The following is a 4084-nucleotide window of genomic DNA, read 5'->3' as shown; positions in this document are numbered from 1 at the left end:
TAGTTGGATATGTTGGTTGTAGAGCTTTATAAATTACTTCCGCTGAAGGGTGTTCTTTTGTTGATTGCAAATATTTGTAAACAGCAATACGCTGAGGTGTAAGTTTTAATTTTTTTTGTCTAAAAATTGTTGTAATGTTATTCATACACACCATCCTATAATATAATAATATTTACCATAATATTTATTATATAATAAATATTATCATTTGTCAAAGCAATAATATAAGCGCCATTAGAAATTATGCCTATTGTAATTTAATTTTTATTTCATTTTTAATTCATTTATAGGATAAGTAACATATATTAGTAATATATAGAGAGGGGGAGTTAATATTTTGAAAAAAACCTATGTATTAGATACCAATGTTATTCTGTATTCACCCAGTGCTATATTATCTTTTGGGGATAATGACGTTATAATACCTGAGGTAGTACTCGAGGAATTAGATAGTTTTAAAAAGGATAAAAGTGATTTAGGAGCTAATGCTAGATATGCGGCTAGACTTATTGATAACCTTAGAAAACAAGGAAAACTAAATGAGGGTGTAGAGCTATCAAGTGGGGGAAGGCTTAGAGTAGAAATGAATCACCACGATGCGTTAATTCCGCCTTCTTGGAATAAAGAAAAAGCTGACAATAGAATAATACAGGTATGTAAAGGTCTTAAAGAGCAAGGGGAAGATGTATGGTTAATAACGAAAGATATATTCGAGCGAATAAAAGCGGATGCCGTAGATATTAATGTAGAAGATTTTTATGAAAAATTTGTGCCGGAATATGACAATCAATATACAGGAAGAGCAGAGGTTTTTGTGTCTACAGAAAAACTTCAAGAGTTCTATAGCAAAAAAGTTTTAGAAGTTGATGCCTTACTTAATTATGATGAGAATTCAGAAGAATATACCACACCAAGTTTATACACAAATCAATTTTTACTTATTCATTCAATGGAAAATCCTAAACAAACTGCACTAGGAAGGTATGATGGTAAAAATGTAGTGCCACTTTACACTAAAGACATTAAACCTTCAGGAGTAGTACCAAGAAATGTAGGACAGAAATTTATGCTAGAAGCTTTAAGTCTAGATGCAGTAAAAGCTCCACTTGTAATTATTAAAGGCCCTGCTGGAACCGCTAAAACACTATTTTCATTAGCTGTGGGACTTCAAAAAATATTACAAGATAGTACTGAGCACCACCCTGGTGGTGAGCACCACCAAGGTGGTGAGCATTACAGAAGAATTTTAATTTGCAGACCAAATGTTACAATGGATGAGGAAATAGGGTTTTTACCTGGTACGGAACAAGAAAAGATATCACCATTCATGAGGCCAATATTTGATAATTTAGAAATCCTTGTGGAATCTGATGAAAAAGAGCGTTACAAAAACGAAAAGCAATTATTAGATAAGATAAAAGACTTGTTTGATAGGAGAATTATAACCACTGAAGCTGTTGCTTACCTTAGGGGAAGGTCGATAGTTAAAAATTGGGTAATCATAGATGAGGCACAAAATTTATCTCCCAAACAAGTTAAAGCAATAATAACTAGAGTTGGTGAGGGAACTAAGCTAATTCTTATAGGTGACCCAGAGCAAATAGATCATCCTTTTCTTGATTCAAGATCAAATGGTTTGTGTTATGCTTCTGAAAAAATGAAGGGTAGTGATTTGTGTTATCAGGTAACTTTAAAATATGATGAGTGTGAGAGATCACCACTTGCATACGAAGGCTCTAAAAAATTATAAATATACTGTTTTCAAGAGAGAGTATAAAAATTTATACTCTCTTTTACATAAAATTATCAAATTAGTAGATATATTCACAAAAATTACATTAAAATTTTGTATTAAAATACTCAGTTTTACTGTACAATGTTATAGTACCTAATAAAGAAAAGGATGGGAAACATGAGAAAAATGAAGAATCGTGTAAAGACCAAAAGAAATACAGGAAAACTTGTTATATTATTTTTAATATTTGAACTTGTTTTCACAGCAATTACTGGCCCATTTATGGTCTATTATGGTCCTTTTAAAAATGTTAAGACTACAGTAGTAGGTGCAGCAATGACTACACTTACACTACAATGGCTAGCAACATCATTTATGTCCGATGAGAAAATAAAAGAAATTATGAGTGAACAAACTGTAGATGTTATAGCTCAAAATAATTTAGAGGGTGAAAATCCAAGTGTAGTGGTGGAAAATAAAGATGATAATAGTATTGAAAGATATGATGTTTCAGTAGCGAATAAATTTACAGGGTATTTACTAGTAATTAATGATCCAACGAGGCTAAGAGTAGGTTTTAGTACTAAGCTCGGCATAGAAGGTGAGCGGACTAGTGAAATTGCAAAAAACAATAATGCCATTGCGGCTATTAATGGTGGCGCTTTTACTGATGTAGCTGGGGAAACAAAATGGGCAGGAACGGGCGCAAACCCAACAGGAATTATAATGTCCAATGGTAAAATTGAATATAATGATATAACAAATGAAAATGAAAAAAGAGAAGTGGTAGCATTAACTAAGTCAGGAAATCTACTAGTTGGAAAACATAGTATTAAAGAAATGAAAGAAGTTGGAGTTACTGATGCTGTATCTTTTGGGCCGGCACTTATAGTTAATGGACGGAAAACTATATCTCGTGGTGATGGTGGATGGGGAATTGCAGGTAGAACTGCCATCGCACAAAGGCAAGATGGAGCAATAATGTTATTAGTTATTGACGGTAGACAGGTAGGTAGTTTAGGGGCTACTTTAAAAGATGTACAAGACGTATTATTCGAAAATGGAGCTGTTAATGCTTCTAACTTAGATGGGGGTTCTTCTTCCACAATGTTTTATAATGATGATGTTATAAACAGTCCTTCCGATAGCTTAGGAGAGAGATCTGTACCTTCGATTATATATGTAGAGAGTAGGGAATAGATTAAAATCTCGGCATAGAATATTTTAAATTAAAGGAGAAAGCATAATGAAATGGATGAAAAGAATAAGTATATGGATAGTATTTTCGTTATCCATGCAATGTTTAGGTCTCTTTTATATAAATCATTACTTTCTAGCTACTGATTCAAAAGTGGTTACGAAAAAGGTTGTTGAAGATAAAAGCGAGAAAATAAAAAATATCGATATTACCGTACCAGCAAATGCGGAAAATGTATTAGTGTCATATGATGCTAAATATTTAACTTATTTTGAAAATGAAAAATTAAAGATTGTTAATAGTGAGGATGGAAAGAATAAAAATATAGAGGCGGAAGAAGGATGTAAAATTTCTTTTTCTGAATGGCTTCCAGATAGAAATAGAATACTTCTAGTAGAGAGAAAAGCTGACGATGAATCAAGTAATTTAGTGCTATATTCTTACGATGTATCAAAAGGTGTGAAAGTAAAAATTAAAGATTTAGCCTGGGCTGATGCACAAGCTGAAGTAGAAGATGTTCAAACAGCGCCGTTAACAGGACTTATTTACGTAAAGGTTTCAAGTAATGGAGGAAAAAGTAGTATTTATAGAATTGAAAGAATGAAAGATATGACAAAAATTAATACAATACCGCAGTTTGTAAGTAATATCTCATTATTGCTTCATGATGATAAACTGGTGTATGAGGGATTAGTTTATAATTCAATATATATTACGGGTAAGTATGAAGCTATAAGTATTGAAGGGGTAGACAAGCTTACATTAATTGGTGCTGATGGTGATGATAATGTGTATCTTGGAGAATTAAAAGATAATTTGGTAACTAAGATTTACTTTGGTAAAATATCAGAAAACACTAGTGAATGGAAATCAGTTACACTAGAAATACCATGCAAAAAGAGTGATTTATTCATTTCGAATGTTGGTAAAGCATATCAAAGTGATACGCTGAGAGGTGTAGTAAAAGAAATTAATTCTGGAACTGAAACTAGCTATCAAGGTAAATTAGTGCAATTATATACTAAAGGAATAGTAGTCTTAGTAGATAATAAAATTTCTTTTGTTCCTTTTAAGTAATCACAATAAATAAATAGTTAATAACTTTAAACCATGCCTTTGGCATGGTTTTTTTTAATTAGATTAAATTTAAG

The 4084-nt window shown here is 31.8% G+C and carries 4 protein-coding genes; 3 read left to right on the top strand and 1 reads right to left on the bottom strand.

Annotated features, from left to right (window positions below):
* Nucleotides 1-145, bottom strand: a 145-nt coding sequence (locus tag JJE11_RS15960; protein ID WP_291637395.1) for a transcriptional repressor, incomplete at its 3' end; no start/stop codon positions are given.
* A 192-nt stretch (nt 146-337) separates the two neighbouring features.
* On the opposite strand from JJE11_RS15960, the gene JJE11_RS15955 reads away from it, so the two are divergent.
* The 3 genes from JJE11_RS15955 (at nt 338) to JJE11_RS15945 (ending at nt 4010) form a co-directional block, all read left to right on the top strand.
* Complete coding sequence (locus JJE11_RS15955) at nt 338-1750, top strand: PhoH family protein (RefSeq protein WP_291637393.1); 1413 nt, start codon at nt 338-340, stop codon at nt 1748-1750.
* A 162-nt stretch (nt 1751-1912) separates the two neighbouring features.
* Nucleotides 1913-2935, top strand: a complete 1023-nt coding sequence (locus tag JJE11_RS15950; RefSeq protein ID WP_291637391.1) for a phosphodiester glycosidase family protein — start codon at nt 1913-1915, stop codon at nt 2933-2935.
* Between the two features lie 46 nt (nt 2936-2981).
* Nucleotides 2982-4010: a hypothetical protein gene (locus JJE11_RS15945; protein WP_291637388.1), complete on the top strand. Its 1029-nt coding sequence runs from the start codon at nt 2982-2984 to the stop codon at nt 4008-4010.
* The last annotated feature ends 74 nt before the right edge of the window (nt 4011-4084 follow it).

Source organism: Clostridium sp. (genome assembly GCF_016650095.1).
Lineage (GTDB): Bacteria > Bacillota > Clostridia > Clostridiales > Clostridiaceae > Clostridium_AD.
The sequence above is the reverse complement of the archived record's forward strand: the minus strand, read 5'-3'. Positions and strand labels throughout refer to the sequence as shown.